The 21,213-nt window shown below is 70.1% G+C and carries 16 protein-coding genes; 10 read left to right on the top strand and 6 right to left on the bottom strand.

Features of this window, described 5'->3' with window-relative positions; genetic code table 11:
• Positions 1-42 precede the first annotated feature (42 nt).
• Entirely contained in the window at positions 43-2,178 is a 2,136-nt protein-coding gene (locus ACIBG8_RS48760) for an ATP-binding protein (RefSeq protein WP_397350164.1), read from the bottom strand.
• 112 nt (positions 2,179-2,290) lie between these two features.
• On the opposite strand from ACIBG8_RS48760, the gene ACIBG8_RS48755 reads away from it, so the two are divergent.
• From ACIBG8_RS48755 to ACIBG8_RS48735, 5 genes are all read left to right on the top strand, one after another.
• A complete protein-coding gene (locus ACIBG8_RS48755) occupies positions 2,291-2,761 on the top strand; it encodes a hypothetical protein (RefSeq protein WP_397350163.1) in 471 nt (156 codons plus the stop codon).
• A 67-nt stretch (positions 2,762-2,828) separates the two neighbouring features.
• Positions 2,829-3,755, top strand: coding sequence for a hypothetical protein (locus ACIBG8_RS48750; RefSeq protein WP_397350162.1), 927 nt, complete (start codon positions 2,829-2,831; stop codon positions 3,753-3,755).
• 11 nt (positions 3,756-3,766) lie between these two features.
• The gene (locus ACIBG8_RS48745; protein ID WP_397350161.1) at positions 3,767-4,237 is read left to right on the top strand and encodes a GNAT family N-acetyltransferase; all 471 of its coding nucleotides are present in this window, start codon (positions 3,767-3,769) and stop codon (positions 4,235-4,237) included.
• A 46-nt stretch (positions 4,238-4,283) separates the two neighbouring features.
• Positions 4,284-4,730: a hypothetical protein gene (locus tag ACIBG8_RS48740; RefSeq protein WP_397350160.1), complete on the top strand. Its 447-nt coding sequence runs from the start codon at positions 4,284-4,286 to the stop codon at positions 4,728-4,730.
• Positions 4,717-5,319 carry a class F sortase gene (locus ACIBG8_RS48735; RefSeq protein WP_397350159.1) on the top strand — a complete coding sequence of 201 codons (603 nt, stop codon included), beginning with the start codon at positions 4,717-4,719 and terminating at the stop codon, positions 5,317-5,319. The genes ACIBG8_RS48740 and ACIBG8_RS48735 overlap by 14 nt, the downstream gene beginning before the upstream one ends.
• A gap of 299 nt (positions 5,320-5,618) precedes the next feature.
• On the opposite strand, the gene ACIBG8_RS48730 is transcribed toward ACIBG8_RS48735, so the two are convergent.
• Complete coding sequence (locus ACIBG8_RS48730; RefSeq protein WP_397350158.1) at positions 5,619-6,791, bottom strand: hypothetical protein; 1,173 nt, start codon at positions 6,789-6,791, stop codon at positions 5,619-5,621.
• 113 nt (positions 6,792-6,904) lie between these two features.
• Positions 6,905-8,521 (bottom strand): dolichyl-phosphate-mannose--protein mannosyltransferase, encoded by a 1,617-nt coding sequence (locus tag ACIBG8_RS48725; protein ID WP_397350157.1) that lies wholly within the window; start codon positions 8,519-8,521, stop codon positions 6,905-6,907.
• 78 nt (positions 8,522-8,599) lie between these two features.
• Here ACIBG8_RS48725 and rsmI point away from each other — a divergent pair, with 78 nt between their 5' ends.
• Both rsmI and ACIBG8_RS48715 read left to right on the top strand, forming a co-directional pair.
• Entirely contained in the window at positions 8,600-9,436 is an 837-nt protein-coding gene (rsmI, locus tag ACIBG8_RS48720) for a 16S rRNA (cytidine(1402)-2'-O)-methyltransferase (protein ID WP_397350156.1), read from the top strand.
• 11 nt (positions 9,437-9,447) lie between these two features.
• The gene (locus ACIBG8_RS48715) at positions 9,448-11,004 is read left to right on the top strand and encodes a dolichyl-phosphate-mannose--protein mannosyltransferase (protein WP_397350155.1); all 1,557 of its coding nucleotides are present in this window, start codon (positions 9,448-9,450) and stop codon (positions 11,002-11,004) included.
• On the opposite strand, the gene ACIBG8_RS48710 is transcribed toward ACIBG8_RS48715, so the two are convergent.
• On the bottom strand, positions 10,955-12,397 hold the full coding sequence (locus ACIBG8_RS48710) for a hypothetical protein (protein ID WP_397350154.1): 1,443 nt from the start codon (positions 12,395-12,397) through the stop codon (positions 10,955-10,957). The two genes, ACIBG8_RS48715 and ACIBG8_RS48710, sit on opposite strands and share 50 nt — an antisense overlap.
• Before the next feature lie 186 nt (positions 12,398-12,583).
• On the opposite strand from ACIBG8_RS48710, the gene ACIBG8_RS48705 reads away from it, so the two are divergent.
• From ACIBG8_RS48705 to metG, 3 genes are all read left to right on the top strand, one after another.
• Positions 12,584-13,804 carry a glycosyltransferase gene (locus tag ACIBG8_RS48705; protein ID WP_397350153.1) on the top strand — a complete coding sequence of 407 codons (1,221 nt, stop codon included), beginning with the start codon at positions 12,584-12,586 and terminating at the stop codon, positions 13,802-13,804.
• A gap of 175 nt (positions 13,805-13,979) precedes the next feature.
• The gene (locus ACIBG8_RS48700; protein WP_397350152.1) at positions 13,980-15,602 is read left to right on the top strand and encodes a hypothetical protein; all 1,623 of its coding nucleotides are present in this window, start codon (positions 13,980-13,982) and stop codon (positions 15,600-15,602) included.
• Between the two features lie 50 nt (positions 15,603-15,652).
• On the top strand, positions 15,653-17,194 hold the full coding sequence (gene metG, locus ACIBG8_RS48695) for a methionine--tRNA ligase (protein ID WP_397350151.1): 1,542 nt from the start codon (positions 15,653-15,655) through the stop codon (positions 17,192-17,194).
• On the opposite strand, the gene ACIBG8_RS48690 is transcribed toward metG, so the two are convergent.
• Together ACIBG8_RS48690 and ACIBG8_RS48685 are read right to left on the bottom strand one after the other, a co-directional pair.
• Positions 17,188-18,333, bottom strand: a complete 1,146-nt coding sequence (locus ACIBG8_RS48690) for an FAD-dependent monooxygenase (RefSeq protein ID WP_397350150.1) — start codon at positions 18,331-18,333, stop codon at positions 17,188-17,190. The genes metG and ACIBG8_RS48690 overlap by 7 nt on opposite strands.
• Before the next feature lie 35 nt (positions 18,334-18,368).
• On the bottom strand, positions 18,369-21,203 hold the full coding sequence (locus ACIBG8_RS48685) for a BTAD domain-containing putative transcriptional regulator (RefSeq protein ID WP_397350149.1): 2,835 nt from the start codon (positions 21,201-21,203) through the stop codon (positions 18,369-18,371).
• Between the last annotated feature and the right edge of the window lie 10 nt (positions 21,204-21,213).

Below are 21,213 nucleotides of genomic sequence, written 5' to 3'. Positions count from 1 at the left end.
GACTGAGAAAGACGTTAGCACAGAACTCGGACGCTGTGTTAGTCAGGCAACTGACTTAAGGGCTTCGGTGGTGGGGGCGGTGTGGCCGGCCGTCCAGTGGTGGTCGTAGGACGGCAGGCGGCCCCGCAGGTCCTCGACCGTGGTCTGCCATTCGAACTCGTCGTCGGCGTTCCTGTGGTCGCCGGTCGTGGCCCTGATGGCGGCCGCGTGGCCCAGGAGCCACACCGGCCGCTCGCACTCGCCCAGCGCCGCCAGCGCGTGCGCCAACCCCTCGAAGGACCGCGCCAGCCCACCCAGGTCACCCGCGGCGTGCCTGAGGGACACGGCGCGACGGTGCAGGTCCGCCCCGGCGCGGTGGTCGCCGGTGTGGTCGAGGATGCGGGCCAGCGTCTCCACCGCCCGCGCCTCGCCGCGCGCGTCCCGCAGAGCCCCGAACGCGACCACGCTCTCGCGAGCCAGCCCAGCGGCACGAACGAGGGTGGACGGCGTCTTGCGCAGCGCCAGTGCCAGGTTGTTGAGCAGCAACGCGATGTTGGGCCCGTCCTCCAGCGAGCGGAACCGCTCCAGGCTCCGCTCGTACAGCCCGGCGGCGGCCGCGTGGTCACCCTCGTCGAGCAGGATGTTGCCCAGGTTGTTCAGCGCGATCGCGACGCCCGCCTGGTGCCCCGCGGCCTCGAACAGCTCCATGCCCCGCGTGTGCAGCGCACGCGCCGCCTTCACGTCGCCGTGGTCCCTGGCCAGGTTGCCCGCCGCCTTGAAGGCCAGCCCCCGCACCAGCGGCGGGCTGTCGCCGGGCAGCGCGAGCGCCCTGGCCAGCCAGTCGCGGCCCTCAGCGAGGTGCCCGCGCATCTCCCAGAACCGCCAGAGGGCCCCGGTGAGCTGCTGGGCGCGTACGGCGTCGCCGATCGACAGGGCGTACTCGATCGCCCGCCTGAGGTTGTCCTGGTCGGCGGTCAGCAGGTCGAGCCACCGCCGCTGATCAGGGCCGACGAGCGCACGGTCGGCCGCCGAGGCGAACGCGACGAAGAAGTCGAGATGGCGAGAGTCAGGCCCCCCACCCAGCGAGAGAGCGTATTGGCGGACGGTCTCAAGGAAGACGAACCGGTCGCCGGACCGGTGGACCAGGCTGTTGTCGACCAGCGTGGCGAGGTCGTCGAGCCGGCACTCGCAGATCTCCTCGACGGCCTCCAGGGTCCAGCCGCCGGAGAACACCGTCAGGCGGGCGAAGAGCGTGCGCGCGCCCTCGTCCAGCAGGCCGTAACTCCAGTCGAGCGTGGCGCGCAGCTCGCCGCCGAGGCCGAGCCGGTCGAGGAGTTGCTGCGGGGACAGCAGCTTCATGCGGGCCGCGGCGAGCTCCAGCGCGAGCGGCAGGCCGTCCAGCCGCGCGCAGATCTCGGCCACGACGTCCGTGGGGGTCCATTCGCGCCAGTAGGACTGCACGCACTGGGTGAACATCGCGACGGCCGGGTCGACGGGTAAGGGACGGATCACCATCTCGTGGCCGCCGCGCAGGGGTAACGTACGGCGGCTGGTGACCAGGCAGGTCAGCGCCGGGCAGTCGGCGAGCAGGCCGCCGACGATCTCCGGCGCCCGTTCCGCGAGGTGCTCGAAGTTGTCGGCGACCAGCAGGCTCTGCCGTCCGCGCAGATGATCCGTCAGGCCGTCGTCGCGCACGCCTGCGGCCTGGGCGATGGCCGACAGGGCCAGCTCGGGGGTGCTCGCCGCGGTCAGGTCGGCGAAGTACACGCCGTCGGGGAAGTCGGGGGACAGGCGTTGCGCTGCGGCCAGGCAGACGCGGGTCTTGCCGACCCCGCCGAGGCCGGTCAGGGTGAGCAGCCGCACGTCCTGGCGCTGGAGCAGCGAGCACACGGTCGCGATCTCGGACTCCCGGCCGATCAGCGGGGTGAGCGGCACGGGCAGGGACAGCACAGCGGACAGCGCCGGGTCGGTGGCCTTGCCGCGCGCCGTGGTCTCGAACAGCTCGCGCGTCGTGCCGGACAGTTCGAGCGCGTCGGCCAGCAGCCGGGCGGTCTCCTTGCGCGCCGTACGGTAGATGGCGCGTTCCAGGTCGCTGATCGAGCGCGTGCTCACGGTGGAGCGGTGGGCGAGTTCTTCCTGGGTGAGCCCCACGCTGATCCGGAGCCTGCGTAACAGCTGGGCGAAGGACTCCTCGGCCATGGACCCACGATAGACGCGGGTCGTTCCTGTGGGGGAGCTGTGAGCCCAACCTCATGGTCGCCGAGGGGCCCGATTCCTAGCGTTGGGTGCACCGGAACAGGGAGGGAAACCAATGATCCGCAGACTGATCCTCATCATCGCCGCCGTCACCCTGATCTCCACGGTCCCCGCCGCAGCGGAAACTGGAACGGTCCGGCTCCGTACGCAACAGATCCTGAGGTTCGAGCAGCTCGCCGGGCAGACCTCCTGGCAGACATCCGCGTACAACCGGGTGGCCAACGCCTACTGGGTCTTCTACTCCAACGGGACGTTCGCCTTCAACACCACCAACGTCCGCACCGACCTCTACCCGCTCTACGGGAAGTACCAGGTCAACGGGAACACGGTCGCCTTCTCCGCGCACAACTCGGCGGGCGGCGCGTTCACCGAGATGATCGGGCGCATCGACTTCGGTGCGCGCACGCCGGTCATGAAGCTGAACTGGGCCAGCGGCGCGGGCTACGGCGCGGTCGTCAACAACCAGCGGTTCGGCGCGACGGCCTCGTCCCACTACGCGGTGACGCTGACCGTGGCGCAGGTATGACGATGTCATAGCGGGGTCGTGAACCAGTCTCTGGTTCACGATCCCGCAGGTCGGCAGGCTGATTCCCATGAAGCACCGCCCCCTCGCGCTCTGCGCGGCAGCCATGGCCCTCCTCGCCCTCTTCAGCGGCATCGGCCTCCTCGTCGACCCCCGGATGGTCATGGACGAGGGCGTCTGGCTCAAGCCCTTCAAGTTCGCCGCCTCCTTCACCCTCTACACGCTCACGCTGGCCTGGATGATCGGCCAGTCGCAGAAATGGCGTCGCACCCTCTGGTGGCTCGGCACCGTGACGGTGGCGCTGTTCGTCGTCCCGGAGATCTCGGTGATCACCTTCCAGGCCGCCCGCGGCGTGCGCAGCCACTTCAACGTCGGCACCGCCTTCGACGACACCATGTTCAAGGTCATGGGCGGGGCTGCTTACCTCGGATGGGTGCTGACGTTCGCGCTGGGCGTCTTCCTGGTGCTCCAGCGGCGCGTGGACCGTCCGATGGCGTGGGCCGTACCGCTCGGGCTGGTGATCTCGCTGGCCGGGATGTCCGTCGGCTACCTGATGACCGCCCCCAGGCCCGGCCAGACGAAGGCGCTGGGCGTCCTGGGCGCGCACAGCGTCGGCGGGCTGGACGGCGGCGCGGGCATGCCGCTCACCGGCTGGTCCACCGGCGCGGGTGACCTGCGCGTCTCGCACTTCGTCGGGCTCCACGCACTGCAGGCGCTCCCGCTGCTCGCGATCGGCCTGCGCCTGCTCGCCCGGCGCTTCCCGGTGCTGGAGAGCGCCGCCACCCGCAGCGCCCTGGTCGTCGTCGCCGCGCTCGGCTACGCGGGGCTCACCGGGCTGCTGGTCTGGCAGGCGCAGCGCGGCGAGTCGCTGGCCCACCCGGGCGCGCAGACCCTCGCGGCCTTCGCGGCGCTGGTGGCCGTGGTCACCATCGCCACCACCGCGATCGTCATCATCCCCGTACGGCACGCAGCCCGCCGACCCGCCCTCACCGCATAGCATCCCCTGGCATGGAACCCAAGATCGAAGTCGCCACGCTCGACGACCTGCCTGACCTCATCGCCTCGGCGGCCGCGCTCTTCCGCGAGGACGCCGGGACGCGTGATCCGTACGTGGACGTGGAATGGGCGGAGCGCAGCGGCGAGCCGTACTACTCCGACATGATCACCAACCCGCGCAACCTGGCGCTGCTGGTCAGGTCGGACGGCGCCACGGTCGGTCACCTGACCGCGCAACTGGGGCCGCCGAGGGAGACCAGGCCGGACGCGGTGGTGGCCTCGCTGATGAGCCTCCACGTCGAGGCGAGCGCGCGGTCGCGCGGGGTGGGCGCCCTGCTGGTGGAGGAGTTCTTCTCCTGGGCCCGCGCGCAGGGCGCCAACCAGGCGATCGTGTCCGCCTTCGCGGCCAACGTGGACGCCATCCGCTTCTACCAGGCCAGGGGCTTCGCCCCCGACACCCTGTCGCTGAAGACAGATCTGTAAGAACCGTTGACTCTGCGCATAACGGGCAGAGGGCATGACAACGGGCATGCGTCAGCTATTTGCGGGAGTCGTGTGCGCGGGGGCGCTGATGCTCGCCATGCCTGCCCTCGCCGACGACATCACCATCAAGCCCGACCACGTCGAGCCGGGCGGCCAGGTGACGATCAGCCTCGACTGCACCGACTACAAGGGCGCCTACGCGCAGTCCGAGGCGTTCGGGACGCTCAAGGTGGGCAAGGGGCCGAGCGCGACGACGGAGGTCATCGAGTCGCCGGGCGAGTACATCGTGAGCGGGCGGTGCGCGGCGGATGCCACGCCGCTGAACAACTCCACGCTCGTCATCGAGGACGCGGGGTATCCGGCGGGCGGGGCGGGCACGGGGTCGGGCGTCACCTCGTCCCGGGTGGTGACTCCGGTGGTCAGCATCCTGGTGGGCATCGTGGTCGCGGCCGGGGCCGTGTTGCTGCTCAGACGGGGACGTGCGGGTTCGTAGGGTGGTGGCGTTCCTGGTGGTGGCCGGGGTCGTCGCGTTCGCCTTCGACCGGGTCGTCAACCGGGGGTACGCGCCGCCGCCCGTGCCGCTCGCCGGTGTGTCCCTTCCACCTGGTGGGTACGGCGAGGCCCTGCGGCGGAGCGTGCCTCAGCGGGTGGAGATCCCTGCCATCGGGGTGGACGCGTCGGTGGTGAGGGTGGGGCGGGGGCGGGACGGGGCGATCGAGGTGCCGCCGCTGGACCGGCCCGAGCTGACCGGCTGGTTCACGGGTGGGGTGACGCCGGGGGAGCCGGGGGCTGCGGTTCTCTTCGGGCACGTGGACTCGCGGGTGAGCGGTCCTGCGGTGTTCTACCGTCTGGGGGACCTTCGGCCTGGTGACGGGGTGGTGGTGACGCGGAGCGACGGCAGCAGCGCCTCCTTCGTCGTGGACCACGTGGCGTCTTACGCGAAGGCCGACTTTCCCACCAGGCGGGTCTACGGGCCTGCGGGGGGACCGGAGCTGCGCCTGGTCACCTGCGGCGGGCCGTACGACCCGGACGTCGGCTACCTCGACAACGTCATCGCCTTCGCCCACCTCCCCAAACCCTGACCCCAAGACCATCCCAACCCCAAGACCCCAAGACCATCCCAACCCCAAGGGGGCAACCCTCCTCAAGGGGTGACCCTCCCCAGAGGGGGCCTCTTGAGGAGGGGCGTGACCCCCAAGACCCGAATGGGGTGGTGACTCCCGAGGGGGTGTGACCCCCAAGAGAGGTGGCCGTCCTCAAGGCCACCCTCGGGGGGTGTGACCCCCAGAGGGCGCTCCCCAAGGGGGTGTGATGCTCAAGACCCCCAATGGGCGATCCCCAAGGGGGTGTGACGCTCAAGGCGCTCAAGACCCCCAGGGGGTTAGCCAGGGCTGACGTACTGCCGGGGGCGGAGGGCGTGGGCTCGGAGGGCGGCCAACGCCGCCGCCTGGCCGGTCATCGTCAGGTAGACGAGGTCGTCCCCGGAAGCCATCCCCAGAGCGGTCAGGACGCCGATCAGGTCAGTGACGATGGTCTCGATGTCCGACGTGGCGTGCCAGCCCTCGCCGCCCACCACCTCCGAGACCCGCTCACACACCTTCGCCGGCGTGATCGCCACCCCGTCGGCCAGGAGCAGCAGCGCCGCCTCCCGCACCGACACCTCGCCCTCGTGGTCCCGCCGCGCCAGCAACACCGACACCACCGCGTCCCACAACGCCTCAGGCGACCCCAGAAGCGACCGCCCGGTGTCCGTGAGCACCAGCTTGCTCCCGTCCCGCCGCAAGGCCCCCAGCGTGTGCTCGGCGACCTCGCGCAGCCGTACGGCCTGCTGGGAGGGAGGCAGGCGCAACGGCAGCCCACCCTCACCGGCGGCCAGCGACAGCAACCCGTGCAACTCGCCCAAGGGCTGAGCCGGCACAGGAGCGTGCAAACGCACCTCGAACGGCTGCGCCAGCTCGCGCCGCGCCGGCCCCCGCCCCAGGACCCAGCGGTTGAGCCGCTCGCCCTGGACCCGGTGCAGCCAGCTGTCGCCGCCCAGCTCGGCGCGCGCCGAGGTGAGCCAGCGCGTGGTCAGCGCGCCCCTGTCGCACTCCTCGCCGGCGACGATCGCCAGCTCCAGCGCCGCGGAGCAGGCCACGTGCGCGCCCAGCTCCTCCGGCCCCATGATCATGCTCCACTGCAGCTCGGGCACGTCGGGCGGGAGCACGCCCGTCGCTTCGAGCGCCTCCTGGTAGGCGGCGGTGCCCGCGTCCTCGCCCTCGCGGGCGTAGGTCTGCAGGATCTGGTTGGTGGTCGGGGAGACGCAGAGTGCGGCGTAACGTTCCAGGCCGCCCAGCAGCAGCAGCCGGGCGAGGGACCGCGCCAGCCGTACATGGTCGCCGTCGACCTTGATCGGCAGCGTGTACCAGAGGAACTCGCACACATCGAGCTGGGTGACGGTCTCCAGAGGCTCGCCTCCGGTCAGCCACTCTGCGGCTGTCCTGGCCTCGTCGACGAGATCGGGCGCTGAGCGCTCGAGTTCGACGAGAAGGGCGGCCACGTCCGGTGCAGGCATGCCTCGAAGTCTGCCGTATGGACCCCAGCCCTGACGATGACCGAAACCGGTGCGTATTGGGTCTTGCACAGCAACTACCCTACGAAATCACTCTTGACTCTCTGTAGCCGGGTTCAGATCCATCGCTTCTCGAAGAGCATGCGTGCCTTCCACTCCGCGTAGGGGATGACCTCGGCTGACAGTACCGGATGCAACCACCAGAAGTTGATCACAGCGAGAAGTGTGAAAGCGCCCACACCCGCGGCGCCGAGCGTCCTGCGCAGCGTGGGCTGTGCCGTACCGACGGGAGCAGGCCCGATGATCAGCCCGGCGCACAGGACGATGGCCAGCACCATGAACGGGACCATGGGGATCGCGTAGAACAGGAACATCGTCCGGTCGTCGAAGATCGCCCACTTGAACCACGGCAGCCACCCGGCCGCGTAGGCGAGCAGCACCGAGCCGGCCCGCCAGTCGCGGGTCGCGACGTACCAGGCGATGAGGCCGACGAGCGCGATCAGCGCGCCGTACCAGATCACCGGGGTGCCGACCCCGAGCACCGCCTCCGAGCAGTCCTTGGCGGCGCCACAGACGCCCTGGCGCCCCTCGTAGTGGAAAGCCACGGGACGCAGCAGCAGCGGCCAGCTCCACGGCTCCGACATGTACGGGTGCGTCGTCTTGAGGTCGCCGTGGAAGCTGAAGACCTGCCACTGGTAGGAGACCCACGACTTCACCGAGTTGACGATGAAGTTGAACGGCCCGCCGGACGTCGCCTGATCCCAGTTGCGCCCGTAGCCGTAGGGGGTGGAGAACCAGCCGATCCAGGTGGCCATGTAGGTGACCAGCGGCACGACGCCCAGCGTCAGGACCGTGGTCGGCAGGTCCTTCTCGACCATGCCCGCGTACGGCGTGCGCAGGCCCACGGCCTTGCGCGCCCCCGCGTCCCAGAAGAACGTCATGAGCACGAAGGCGGCCAGGAAGAAGATGCCCGACCACTTCACCCCGCAGGCCGCGGCCAGGCAGACGCCAGCCGCGATGCGCCACGGCCGGATGCCCAGCCAGGGGCCGCGCGGCGAGACGGGCGAGGTCTCGTACCAGTCGGCCAGCCGCTGACGCGCCCTGTCCCGGTCGACGACGAGGCAGGCGAACCCGGCCAGGACCCAGAACATCAGGAAGATGTCCAGAAGCGCCGTACGCGAGAGCACGAAGTGCAGGCCGTCGATGGCCAGCAGCAGACCGGCCAGGCAGCCGAGCAGCGTCGAGCGGGTCATCCTGCGGGCGAGCCTGGCGATGAGGAAGATCGACAGCGTCCCGACGAGCGCGGCCATGAACCGCCAGCCGAACGGGTTCATCCCGAACAGCCACTCGCCAAGCCCGATCATCCACTTGCCGAGCGGCGGGTGCACGACGTAGTTGGCGCACTTGTCCAGGGCGTCCGCCGCGCACTTCTGGAAGATGTCGGTGTTGCCCGCCATCAGCGCCTTGTCGGCGTCCTTGATGAAGTTGCGCTCGACGCCCCACGTGACCAGCGAGAACGCGTCCTTGGCGTAGTACGTCTCGTCGAAGACGACGGCCTTGGGCCAGCCGAGGTTGGTGAAGCGCAGGATGCCGCCGAAGATCGTCACGATCAGCGGGCCGATCCAGCCCCACAGGGCGCTGCCCTGCATCGGAGGCACCAGCCGTTCACGCACGGACATGATCCGCGCGCTGGTGTCCTTCACGGCTTGGTACGGAAAATCGGTCACCGCCATCCGGACATCGTACGGGCCCCAAGCAGGTGGTTACCGAGGAAACACGGCGGAATTGGGGTGCCCTGCCACAATGGTTGGGTGAGAGAACACGGCAGGTTGGTGCTGGCAGGAGCCCCTATAGGCCAGGCGGGTGACGTCTCGCCCAGGTTGAGGGACATCCTGCAGAGCGCGGACGTCGTCGCCGCCGAGGACACGCGCCGCCTGCGCAGGCTCGCGAACGATCTGGACGTCGAGATCGGCGGCCGGGTCGTCTCCTACTACGACGCGAACGAGGCGGCCAGGGCCGTCGAACTCCTCGAAGCGCTCAAGGACGGCCGCACGGTCGTGATCATCACGGACGCCGGGATGCCGGGCGTGTCGGACCCCGGCTACCGGCTGACCAGGCTCGCCGTCGAGGAGGGCATCACCGTCACCGCCCTGCCGGGCCCGTCCGCCGTCACGACGGCGCTGGCGATCTCCGGGCTGCCCAGCGACCGCTTCTGCTTCGAGGGCTTCCCGCCGCGCAAGCCCGGCGAGCGCGCGCGCAGGCTGGCGGCGCTGGCAGAGGAGGAGCGCACGATGGTCTTCTTCGAGGCGCCGCACCGGCTGAAGACCGCCCTGGAGGCCATGGCCGAGGCCTTCGGCCCCGACCGCGAGGCGGCCGTCTGCCGCGAGCTGACCAAGACCTACGAGGAGGTACGGCGGGGCGGCCTGGCCGAGCTCGCCGCCTGGGCGGCCAAGGGCGTCAAGGGCGAGATCACCGTCGTCGTCGCCGGGCACGTGCCCAACGCGGGGGAGCCCGACATCGAGGAGCTCGTGGCCGAGGTGGGCAGGCGCGCCGAGACGGGCGTGCCGCGAAACCAGGCGATCAAAGATGTGGCGAAAGCTGCTGGTTTGCCCAAGGCTGAGCTGTACGACGCCGTGCACAGGTCTTAGGGTGCGCTCTTGTGAGCATCAGGGAGCGGCTGGTCCCGCCCATGCAGGGGAGCGTCTTATGGGGCTGGATCGGGCCGCTGAGCGTGGCCCTCTTCGGCGCGATCCTGCGCTTCCACCGCCTGGGGGAGCCGAAGGCCGTCGTCTTCGACGAGACGTTCTACATCAAGGACGCCTACGCGCTCATCCAGTACGGCGCCGAGCGCAAGTTCCTGGGTGACGCGAAGAACCCGATCGCCGACCAGCGGCTGATCGCCGGCAACCTCGACATCTACGTGCAGTGCCCGAACGTGCCGGACTGCGCCAGCTACGTGGCGCACCCGCCGCTGGGCAAGTGGATGATCGGGCTCGGCGAGTGGATCTTCGGGATGAACCCGTTCGGCTGGCGGTTCATGGCCGCCGTGGTGGGTGTGCTGTCCATCCTGATCATCGCCAGGGTGGCGCGCAGGATGACCCGCTCGACGCTGCTGGGCTGCCTGGCCGGGCTCCTGCTGTCGCTGGACGGCCTGCACTTCGTGCTCTCGCGTACGGCGTTGCTGGACATCTTCCTGATGTTCTGGGTCCTGGCCGGGTTCGCCTGCCTCGTCGTCGACCGGGACAGGGCGCGCGAGCGGATGGTCGACTGGTACGAACGGTCGCCGCTGTCGGACACCAGGCCGTTCCTCGGCTACCGGCCCTGGCGGCTGGCCGCCGGCGTCTGCCTCGGCGCTGCCTGCGCGGTGAAGTGGTCGGGGATCTTCTTCCTGATCGCCTTCGCGGCGATGACGCTGATGTGGGACGCGGGCGCGCGGCGCGCCGTCGGGCTGCGCCGGCCGTACGTCGGGGTCTGGCGCCGTGACCTGCCGACCGCGTTCAGCGCCCTGGCGGTGGCGCCGGTCGTGGTGATGATGGTGAGCTGGACCGGCTGGTTCGTCACCGACAAGGGGTGGGGGCGCAACTGGGAGCAGGCGACGTCGTCCGGGCCGCTGTTCTTCGCGTTCGACTCGTTCCGCTCGTGGATGCACTACCAGCTGGAGGTGCTCGGCTTCCATTCCGGGCTGACCTCGTTCCACCCCTACAAGTCGTGGCCGTGGCAGTGGCCGCTGCTGCAGCGGCCGATCTCGTTCCACTATCCCGACCCGGCGCCGACCGACTGCGGCGCAGCCAAGTGCTCGCAGGCCGTGCTCGCGGTCGGGACGCCCGCGCTCTGGTACGGGGCCGTGCTCGCGCTGCTCGGGTTGGTCGCCTGGTACGTCGCCAGGCGCGACTGGCGGGCGGGGGCGGTGCTGCTCGCCTACGCGGCCGGGTGGCTGCCGTGGTTCTACTACGCGATCGCCGACAAGCGCACGATGTACTTCTTCTACATGATCCCGGTCGTGCCGTTCATGGTGCTCGCGCTGGTCCTGATGGCCGGGGTGGCGCTGGGCAGGCAGGACGCCACGCCGCTCAGGCGCGGGGCGGGAGCGGCTGCCGTCGGCGCCTACGCGCTGGTGGTGCTGATCAACTTCTGGTGGCTGTATCCGGTGCTGAGCGGCGAGACGATCACGTTCGCGCAGTGGTGGTCTCGGATGCTGCTTCGTTCGTGGGTGTGACCTTCACCCGCCACGGCAGCCCGTGCCTGAGGGTGATGGCGGCGGCGATGCAGGCCAGGGGGATGGCGGGCAGCAGGTAGCGGTAGTCGAACTCGGCGGTCGCCGCCGGTGCCAGGATCAGGCCGAAGGAGCCGAGCCAGGGGAGGATCACCGGGCCGCCGAGCTTGCGCCAGCGTACGGCGATGCCGTACAGGCCGATGAGGAGCAGGGCGCCGAGCATGATGCCGCGCATGTAGAAGATCTGCTGGTAGACGCTCATGATCGAGGCCCAGGGCTGCTTGATCACCGTCTCCGGCGGGCCCTGCTCGTAGGTGAACGCGTCGGTGTCGGTCCTGCCGTCGTAGGAGCTCCAGCTGGGCAGGCGCTTGGGCCGCCCGTTCTGGTCGAGCACCTGGTAGGGCTTGAACTCGTACATCTCGAACGTCTGGGGGTCGGGGAACTGCCGCCTGCCCACCTGGAAGGAGGTCAGGAGGTCCGTCCCGACGGCCTTCAGGTAGTCACCGGGCTGGGCGAGGATGGCGCGCTTGGCGAACTCTCCGGCCACCTCGTTCTTGATGGGTTCGAACCGCTTGCTGCCCGGCATCCAGTGCAGCGCCGTGCCGCCGACGTCGCGCCAGAGATACCACTGCGCGTAGTGCACCCGCTCCGCCGGCGGGGTGTTGATGCACAGCAGCGCGAGCTCGTACTCCTTGCGCGGATTGATCTTCATCTTGGCGCAGTCGGCGAACGTCGCCGTGCGCATGTAGAGGATCAGGCCGTCGCTGTTGGTCATGGAGAACTGACCATAATTTGTGGAAAACCAGCCCATGTAGCTCAGGACCGGGATCGCGCACGCTGTGACAAGCGCCACAATCGCCCGCCAGTTCGTGCGCTTCACGAGCAGATAGAGGACGACCAGCGCCAGGATCGGCAGCCCGATCGACCGGGTCAGCCAGGTGAGCGCCAGCAGGAAGCCGACGAGCGCGCCGAGCTTCCACGTGAGCTTCCTGTGCCAGAGCACGATGGTCACGACACCCACGACGAGCAGCATGAACATCGTGTCCGACATGATCAGCTGTTCCAGCTGGATCTGGTAGGCGTCGAACAGCACCGGGGCGGCCGCGAGCGTCGCGCCCCAGGCGGGCAGGCCGAAGCGTTTGCGCAGCAGCGCGTAGATGAGCACGGCCGTGGCCAGGCCCATCAGGTGCTGGGTGAGGACCACGACGGCGAAGCTGTGGAACGGCTTGAGCGCCATCAGCCAGAAGCTGTAGCCGTCCGGGCGGATGGGGTCCGGCCTGGGGTGCAGCGCCACCGAGACGTACTCGTAGGAGTCGTTGAACCACATCGCCGGGCCGTACCCGAGCATGGTGATCAGCCGCAGCACCCCGCCCACGACGAAGGCTGCGACGAACACCCGATGGCGCCTCAGAAAGGCGCGCAGACGGGCCCCCCGGCCAGGGGCCGGGTGGTCCACACGGGAAATCTCCGCGACGCTCACCATGCTGTAAAGAATGCCAGCCGTTTCACGGACATGACCCGAGCATGCCCGGGCACAAGGCATCATGGTTTGCTGGTACTGCCATGACTGAAGGGTTGAGACGTGGAACTGACGGTGGTCATGCCCTGCCTCAACGAGGCCGAGACCGTGGAGGTCTGTGTACGCAAGGCACTTGCGTGCATGGAGGAACACGGCATCGAGGGCGAGGTGCTGATCGCCGACAACGGGAGCACCGACGGTTCGCAGCAACTGGCACGAGACGCCGGCGCCCGCGTGGTCCACGTTGACGAGAAGGGTTACGGAAACGCCCTCATGGGCGGCATCCGAGCGGCACGCGGCAAGTACGTCATCATGGGCGACGCCGACGACTCCTACGACTTCACCGCCCTGTTGCCCTTCGTCGAGCAGCTGCGTGACGGCGCCGACCTGGTCATGGGCAACCGCTTCAAGGGCGGCATCGCGCCGGGCGCCATGCCCCCGCTGCACAAATACCTCGGCAACCCGGTCCTGTCCTTCGTGGGCCGCCTGTTCTTCCCGTCGGCCATCGGCGACTTCCACTGCGGCCTGCGCGGCTTCAGGCGCGACTCGATCCTGCGCCTCGGCCTGCAGACGGGCGGCATGGAGTTCGCCAGCGAGATGGTGGTCCGCTCCACGCTGAGCGGGCTCGACGTGCGCGAGGTGCCCACGACGCTCTCGCCCGACGGCCGCTCGCGGCCGCCGCACCTGCGCTCGTGGCGGGACGGCTGGCGCCACCTGCGCTTCCTGCTCCTCTACAGCCCCAAGTGGCTGTTCTTCATCCCCGGCGTCGTGCTGATGATCGTCGGGTTGATCGCGGGCACGGCGCTGACGTTCGGGCCCGTCGAGATCGGCGAGCTGGCCTTCGACGTCGACACCCTGGTCGGCGCGTCGGCCATGGTGGTGATCGGGTTCCAGGCGGCGTTGTTCGCGCTGTTCACCAAGGTCTACGCGGCCGAGGAGGGCTTCCTGCCCGAGTCGCCACGGGTGCGCAAGCTGATCGACATCGTCACGCTGGAGAAGGGCCTGGTGATCGGCGGCCTGCTGGCGCTCGCCGGCATCGTCGGCCTGGTGATGTCGCTGGTGCACTGGCAGGTGCGCAGCTTCGGCTCGCTCGACCCGCGCGAGTCGCTGCGCATCGTCGTGCCGTCGGCGACGGCGCTGATCATGAGCTTCCAGACGATCTTCGCTTCGCTGTTCATCTCCATCCTGGGGATCAGGCGCGGCAAGGAGAACAGCATCGACTACGCGGCCAAGGCCGCTGAAGAGGCTGCGGAGGCGCTGAAGCGCGAGGAGTCGAAGGCCTGATCCGTCTGGCTTTCCAGGGCGTCCGGTGGTTACCGGGCGCCCTTTGGCATTCCTGACCTGCGAAAACTTTACCTTGGGCGATTTGTCCGGTACGTACCTCTAATGGTTTGATTTGGGCGTTAATCACTCTTTGCGCAGTTTTTGCGCGCCCTCTTACTTCCTCTGGAGCTACCCCGTGCGTAAGCGCGCCCTCGTTTCGCTGCTCGCCGCCGCTGCCGCGACCACCGGCACCGTCGCCCTCCCCGCAGCGGCCGCCGCCCCGGCGATCACCGCCGCCGCCCCGACCCTGGACGAACTGCGCACCGAGCTGCGTGCGGCGCAGAAGGCGGCGTTCAAGGCGGAGGACGCCTACGAGGCGGCGCTGGCCGAGTTCAAGAAGGCGGACGCCGAGGCGGTCACGGCCGAGGCGCTGGCGGCTGAGGCCAGGCAGAAGGCCGACAAGCTGGGTGAGTCGGCGTCGAGCGTCGCTTACGAGAAGGCCGTCCAGGACGCTGCCGTCGCGCTGAAGGCCGCGGAGTCCGCGAAGGGCACGGCGGACGAGCTCGAGAAGGCCGCCAAGGCCGCCGAGACCAAGGCCAAGGACGCCGCCGACGCCGTCGTGGCCGGTGAGCGTGAGAAGGCCGAGGCTCACGAGGCGATCCCCGCCGCCGAGAAAGCGGTCACGGACGCGGAGGCGGAGCTGAAGACCGCCAACGACGAGCTGGCCAAGGCCAAGGCGGCGCTGGCCGACGCGGTCACCGACGAGGAGAAGGCGAAGGCACAGGCGGCCGTGGAGGCCGCCGAGGGTGTCGCCACGAGCGCCGCGAGCGCGTTCGAGCGGGCGGGCGAGGCGCTGCGTACGGCGGAGCGCCGCTTCGAGGAGGCGGCCAAGAAGCTGCCCGGCCTCAAGGGCGAGGCGGCGGACGCCGCCGACGCCGCCACGGCCGCGCGCGGTCTTGCGACCGCGGCGCAGGGCAAGGCCGACGATGCCGAGAAGGCGTCGGACGCGGCGGCCGAGCTGGTCGCCAAGCTTGAGGGCAGCGCCGACAACGCCGCCTACCTGGCCGCCAAGAAGGAGGCCGCCAAGCTCGCCGCCGAAGCCACCGAGGCGCGCGGCAAGGCGAACAAGCTCAAGGACGAGGCGGACAAGCTCAAGAAGGCCTGGGACGAGGCCGAGGCCCGAGTGAAGAAGGCGCAGTCCGCCCTCGACGCCGCCCTCTTCCCCGTGAAGATCACCGGCATCGAGGTCTACGACGGCGCCGTCCGCTACCCGGCCAGGAACACCCCCCTCCCGATCACCGTCTACACCGCCGGCGAGGCCGACAAGGCCGTCGTCAAGTGCGGTGGCATCGAGATCAACGGCGAGGTCACCGTCAGCGGTGTGTGGGAGGCCGGTTTCTACCTCGAGCCCGGCGACCCCGGCCAGGGCAGGTGCAGCGTCAAGGTGACCAACACCCACGGCATCAGCGCCACCAAGGACTTCTCCTACGACTTCCGCAACGCCGCCAGGTTCGGGTCGTTCAACGCCTCGCCCGAGCCGGTCAGGAAGGGCCGCACGATCACCGTGAGCGGCACCGTCCAGGCCACCAACGCCAACGGCACCGCGTACGGTCACCTCAACGGCGCCCGCGTCACCGTCTACTTCAAGGCCAAGGGCACCGCCTCCTGGGTGAACAAGGGCACCGCCACCACCAAGGGCGGCGGCGCGTTCGCCCTCGGCGTCACCGCCAGGAAGGACGGCACCTGGAAGGCCGTCTACGCGGGCACCAGCGCCTACAGCGCCGCCAACAGCAGCACCGACTACGTCGACGTCCGCTAGTCGCGCCAGGACCGGGCTCCTCGGCGGGCCCGGTCCTCTAGGCTTGAACCATGTACTACGTCTCCACGCCGATCTACTACGTCAACGACGCTCCGCACCTGGGCCATGCCTACACGACCGTCGCCGGTGACGTGCTCACCCGCTGGCACCGCCAGCGCGGCGAGGAGGTGTGGTACCTGACCGGCACGGACGAGCACGGCCAGAAGATCATGCGGACCGCCGAGGCGAACGGCGTGAGCCCGCAGGAATGGTGCGACAAGCTCGTCGAAGAGGCGTGGAAGCCGCTCTGGCAGCACCTCGAGATCGCCAACGACGACTTCATCCGCACCACCGAGCCGCGCCACACCGAGCGCGTGCAGGAGTTCGTGCAGGACCTGTACGACAAGGGCGAGATCTACAAGGGCAGCTACACCGGCCCCTACTGCGTGGGCTGCGAGGAGTTCAAGACCCCTGGCGAGCTGCTGGAGGGCGACCTCTGCCCGATCCACAAGACCGCGGTCGAGTGGCTCGAAGAGGACAACTACTTCTTCAAGCTGTCGGAGTACGGCCAGCGCCTGCTCGACTTCTACGACGCCAACCCCGACTTCATCCAGCCCGCGAGCGCGCGCAACGAGGTCGTGCAGTTCGTGAAGTCCGGCCTGCAGGACCTGTCGATCTCCCGCTCCACCTTCGACTGGGGCATCCCGATCCCGTGGGACGACAAGCACGTCATCTACGTGTGGGTCGACGCCCTGCTCAACTACGCGACGGCGGTCGGCTACGGCTCCGACCCCGAGCGGTTCGACAGGACTTGGCCGGCCAACGTGCACCTGGTGGGCAAGGACATCCTGCGCTTCCACGCCGTCATCTGGCCCGCGATGCTGATGGCGCAGGGCCTGCCGCTGCCCGGCCGCGTGTTCGCCAACGGCTGGCTGATGGTCGGCGGCGAGAAGATGAGCAAGTCCAACCTCACCGGCATCTCGCCGCGCCAGCTCACCGAGCACTTCGGCGTCGACGCCTACCGCTACTACTTCCTGCGCGCCATCCCGTTCGGCCAGGACGGCTCCTTCTCGTGGGAGGACTTCTCCGCCCGCTACACCTCGGAGCTGGCCAACGACTTCGGCAACCTGGCCTCGCGGGTCGCGGCCATGGTCGGCAAATACTTCGACGGCGCCCTGCCGGCGAGCTCGGGCGACGCGGGCATCGCGGACGGCCTGGCCCAGGCGGCGGTCAACGCCGACCGGGCGATCGGCGACGAGCTCGACTTCGCCGGCGGGCTCGGCCACATCTTCGACTTCGTCAAGCAGGTCAACGGCTACCTCAGCGAGCAGGAGCCGTGGAAGGTGGCCAAGGACGAGTCGCCCGAGGGCAAGGCGAAGCTGGCCGAGATCCTCTACACGGCGGCCGAGGCGCTGCGCGGCATCGCCGTACTCCTCAACCCGGTCATGCCGGCCACGGCGGAGAAGCTGTGGGTGTCGCTGGGCGCTGAGGCCCACCTGGGCCCGCTGGCCGACCAGCGGGTCTACGAGGTGGGCACCTGGGGCAAGCTCCCCGCCGGCGCGACGGTCACCAAGGGCGAGATCCTCTTCCCGCGCCTCGAAGCCGCTCAGTAGTCCTCCAGGGTGATCGCGGACGCCGTCTTCCTGGCGGCGTTCGCGATCATCTTCTTGCCCGGCATGTACCGCATGAGCCGGTAGCTGACCCGCTGCAGCGCCACCATCAGCTTGCTCCGCGGCACCATCATCCGCGCCACGCCCTCGCCCGACTTCTGGCAGCCGCGGATGTAGTCGCGCAGGACCGGCTCGTAGCGCTCCGGCGTGCCGCGGTTCAGCTCGCCCGCCAGCACGTAGGCGCCGATCATCGCCATGCCGGTGCCCATGCCCGACAGCGGTGAAGCGCACCAGGCGGCATCGCCGAGCAGCATCACGCGGCCCTTGGTCCACGAGTCCAGGTGCACCTGGGCGCAGGCGTCGAAGTAGAGGTCGTCGGCGTCCCACAGGTCCGCGACCAGCTGGTCGGTGATCCATCCTGTCCCGCCGTACAGCTCTGCGACGATCTTCTTCTGCTGCTGGACGTCGCGCCGGTCGTAGGGGACGGACGGGAAGTAGAACATCGCCTTGGCGCCGGTGTTGTGGTCGGTGGTGTAGAGACCGGCCATCTTGCCGGGGGTGGTGTACATCTGGCCGGTGTACTCCAGGCCCAGGTGGTTCCTGGTGCTGAAGACGGCGACGTGGACGCCCAGGTCGGTGACGAAGCGCTCCTCCGGGCCGAAGGCCAGCCTGCGCACGGTCGAGTGCAGGCCGTCCGCGCCGACGACCAGGTCGAAGCGGCGGGTGGGGCTCTTCTCGAAGGTGACGGCGACGCCGTTGGCGTCCTCGGCGAGCGAGGTGATGGTGTCGTCGAAGAGGTACTCGGTCCGCCCGGCCGTGATGTCGTAGAGGATGCGGGAGAGCTTGCCGCGCTGGATCTCCACCTCGCCGGCGAACAGCTCGGCGGGCATGTCGGCGATGCGGCGGCCCTGGCCGTTGACGACCGACATGGCGCCCATGTGGGTCTGCTGCCGCTCGATCTCCTCCAGGATGCCCATCTTCCTGAGGACGGTCATGTGCGCTTCGCCGCGGAAGTCGACGGAGTGGCCGCCGCCGCGCAGCGAGGGGGCGCGCTCGACGATGGTGGTGCGGTGGCCGTAGCGGTTGAGCCAGTACGCCAGGGCGGGGCCGGCGACGCTCGCGCCGGAGATCAGGATGTCCATGGGGAGAAGGTTGTCCTGGCGCGCTCACCGCGGGCTCACCAGTCGCTCACCGCCGAGACGGGGGAGCTGGCGATCACCTCCTCGGCGACCCCGGCCACGCGCAACGCGGCGATCTTCGAGGGCTCCGTCCCCTTGAGCACGGCGGCCGCCGCGTGCAGTTCCGCGGCTCTGGCCGGGTCCGGGGCGAGTTTGGCCAGCTCCTCGATGGCGCGAGCGCCCTCGGGCAGCGCGCCGGAGCGCACGGCTGCTTCGAGCGCCTCGTGGAAGCGGGCCGGGTCGCCGGTGACCAGGCCGAGGCCGACCAGCGAGCGGACCCGGTTGCCCGCGCTCCTGACCCACTGCTGGTCGATGCGGTCCAGCGCCTGCTCGTAGAGGGTGCGCGCCCGGTCCTGGTCGCCCTCCAGCCGCGCCACGTCGGCCAGCCCGCGCAGCGCCGTGGCCAGGTAGGTGGTGCTGCCTGCCCGCCTCGCCAGCTCCGCCGCCCGCTCGTAGTCGGCGCGGGCACCGTCCAGGTCGTCGTGAATGCGGTAGTCGCCCCTGTTGCACAGCAGGTCGGACACGTCCTGGTCGGCCCCGAGCTCCTCGGTGAGCGCCAGCGCCTCCTCGACGTGGCCGAACGCCTTGGCCGGGTCGCCGCTGGTGTCGGCCAGCCAGGCCAGCGAGTCGAGCGCCATCGCGCTGCCCCAGCGCTCGCCGAGCGCGCGGAAGCCGTTCAGCGCTGTGGTGAAGTCGTCCTCTGCGGCGTCGAAGTCGCCCGCCGCCACGCTGGGGTAACCCCAGACGAGGCGGGAGCAGGCCCGCTCCCACGGGTCCTCGCTCTGCCTGCCGCGGGTGACGATCGCGATGGCCATGCCGGGGTCGCCGGAGCCCGCGGAGATCATCGGCCAGAGGTAGACGACGAGCGGATGCCAGTTGTGCTCGGTGACGTACCGCTCAGCGGGGGTCAGGTCGGAGGAGCCGCTGAGCAGCGAGCACAGCACGTAGTCGCGGGGGGCCGCGTCCTGTCCCGCCATGGCCAGCAGCGCCCGCGCCTGCGCGCCGACGGAGCCGTGCAGCCCGCGCATCCACAGGTAGGTGGACAGCGCGCCGAGCAGGCGCATGCCCAGCGCCACCTCGCGCGCCTCGACGCACCAGCGCAGCGCGCCCATCAGGTTGTCGTGCTCGGCCCCCAGCTCGTCGAGCCCGCGCAACTGGCCGGCGCGCCGCAGCTCGGGATCCACCCGCTCGGCCAGGTCGGCGAAGTAGGCGGCATGGACCCGGTGGTAGGCGTCGCCGTCGAGCTGCTCGGCGCAGAACGCGCGGATCGTCTCCAGCATCCGGTAGCGCCCGCCGGACACCTCCAGCAGGGACTTGTCGGCGAGCGAGTCGAGCACGTCGGCGTCCACGCCGCACACCCGCTCGGCCGCTGCCGCCGTCGCACCGCCGGTGAAGACCGTCAGCCTGGCCGCCATGTCCCGCTCTTCCGGAAGGAGCAGGTCCCACGACCACGCGACGACCGCGCGCAGCGTCTGGTGCCTGGCGTCGGCCGTACGGCTGCCGCGCGACAGCAGCCTGAACCGGTCGCCCAGCCGCCCGGCGAGCTCGGCCGCCTCGTGCGTGCGCATGCGCGCCGCGGCCAGCTCGATCGCCAGGGGGAGCCCGTCGAGCTCGCGGCAGATGCGCTCGACCGCGCCGTCCGGCACGAAGCCGGGCCGTACGGCTGACGCCCGATCGGTGAACAGGCGTACGGCGTCGCCGGGCGCCAGCGGCCTGACCGGCCACAGGTGCTCGGCGGTGACGCCCAGCGGTTCGCGGCTGGTGGCCAGGACCCGCAGGTCGGGGTGGGCGTGCAGGAGGCGTTCGGCGAGCGCGGCGACGTCGGCCACCAGGTGCTCGCAGTTGTCCAGGACCAGCAGCGGTGACCGTTCCCTCAGCGCCGCGACCAGCCGCTTCATGGGATCTTCCGAAGGGCCGGGCATGCTGGAGTCGCGCACGCCGAGCGCGGCGAGCACGGCCCGCTCGATGCCGTCGCGCACCGCGGCGAGCTCGACGAAGCAGACGTCCTGCTGGTGCGCGGCGACCTCGACGGACAGCCGCGTCTTGCCCGCGCCGCCCGGTCCCAGCAGGGTGACGAGCCTGGCGCGGCCCAGCAGGTCGCGTACCCCGGCCACGTCGTGGTCGCGCCCGACGAAGCTGGTGATCGGGCGGTGCCGCTGCTTCACCTCGCCGCGCAGGATCGCCTGGTGCACCCTGGACAGCTCCGGGGTGGGGTCGGCGCCGAGCTCGTCGGCCAGCAGGCGCCTGGTGTCCTCGTAGGCGGTGAGCGCCTCTGCCTGTCTGCCCTCGGCGTGCAGCGCGCGCATGAGCAGGGCGCGCAGCCGTTCGCGCAAGGGGTGTTCCGCGGTGAGCGTGGTCAGCTCGGCTGCCAGGCCTGGCGCGCCCTTTGCCAGGTCGGCCTCGATACGGGCCTCCAGCGTCTCCATGCGCCGCTCCTCCAGCATGGCGGCGAAGCCGTTCTGGGTGGGGAGGTCGGCCAGCGCGCGGCCGTGCCACAGGGACAGCGCCTCGTGCGGGCGGCCCTCCCCGGCCAGGCGGAGGAACTCGTGCGCGTCGACGTCCCGCGGGGCGGCGTCGAGGCGGTAGCCGGTGTCGTGCTGCTCGATCGTCAGGCCGCTGCCGCGCAGCCTGGAGACCTGGGAGTGGATGGCGTGCTTGGCGCCCTTGGGGGGCTGCTCGCCGTACAGCTGGTCGATCAGGGACTCGGGGCTGACCGGCTCGCCCGGCCTGGCGATCAGGAGAGCGAGTAACGCCCGCCTGGCGGGGCCGCCCAGCGGCACCTCGCTGCCGTCCGCGCGCCACGCGCGGGTGGTGCCGAGAATGCCGAAACGCATGCCAGGTAGC

The sequence above is a fragment of the Nonomuraea sp. NPDC050556 genome (genome assembly GCF_044457355.1).
Taxonomy (GTDB): Bacteria; Actinomycetota; Actinomycetes; order Streptosporangiales; family Streptosporangiaceae; genus Nonomuraea.
Note: the sequence above shows the minus strand (reverse complement) of the source record. Positions and strands in the feature narration are given on the sequence as shown.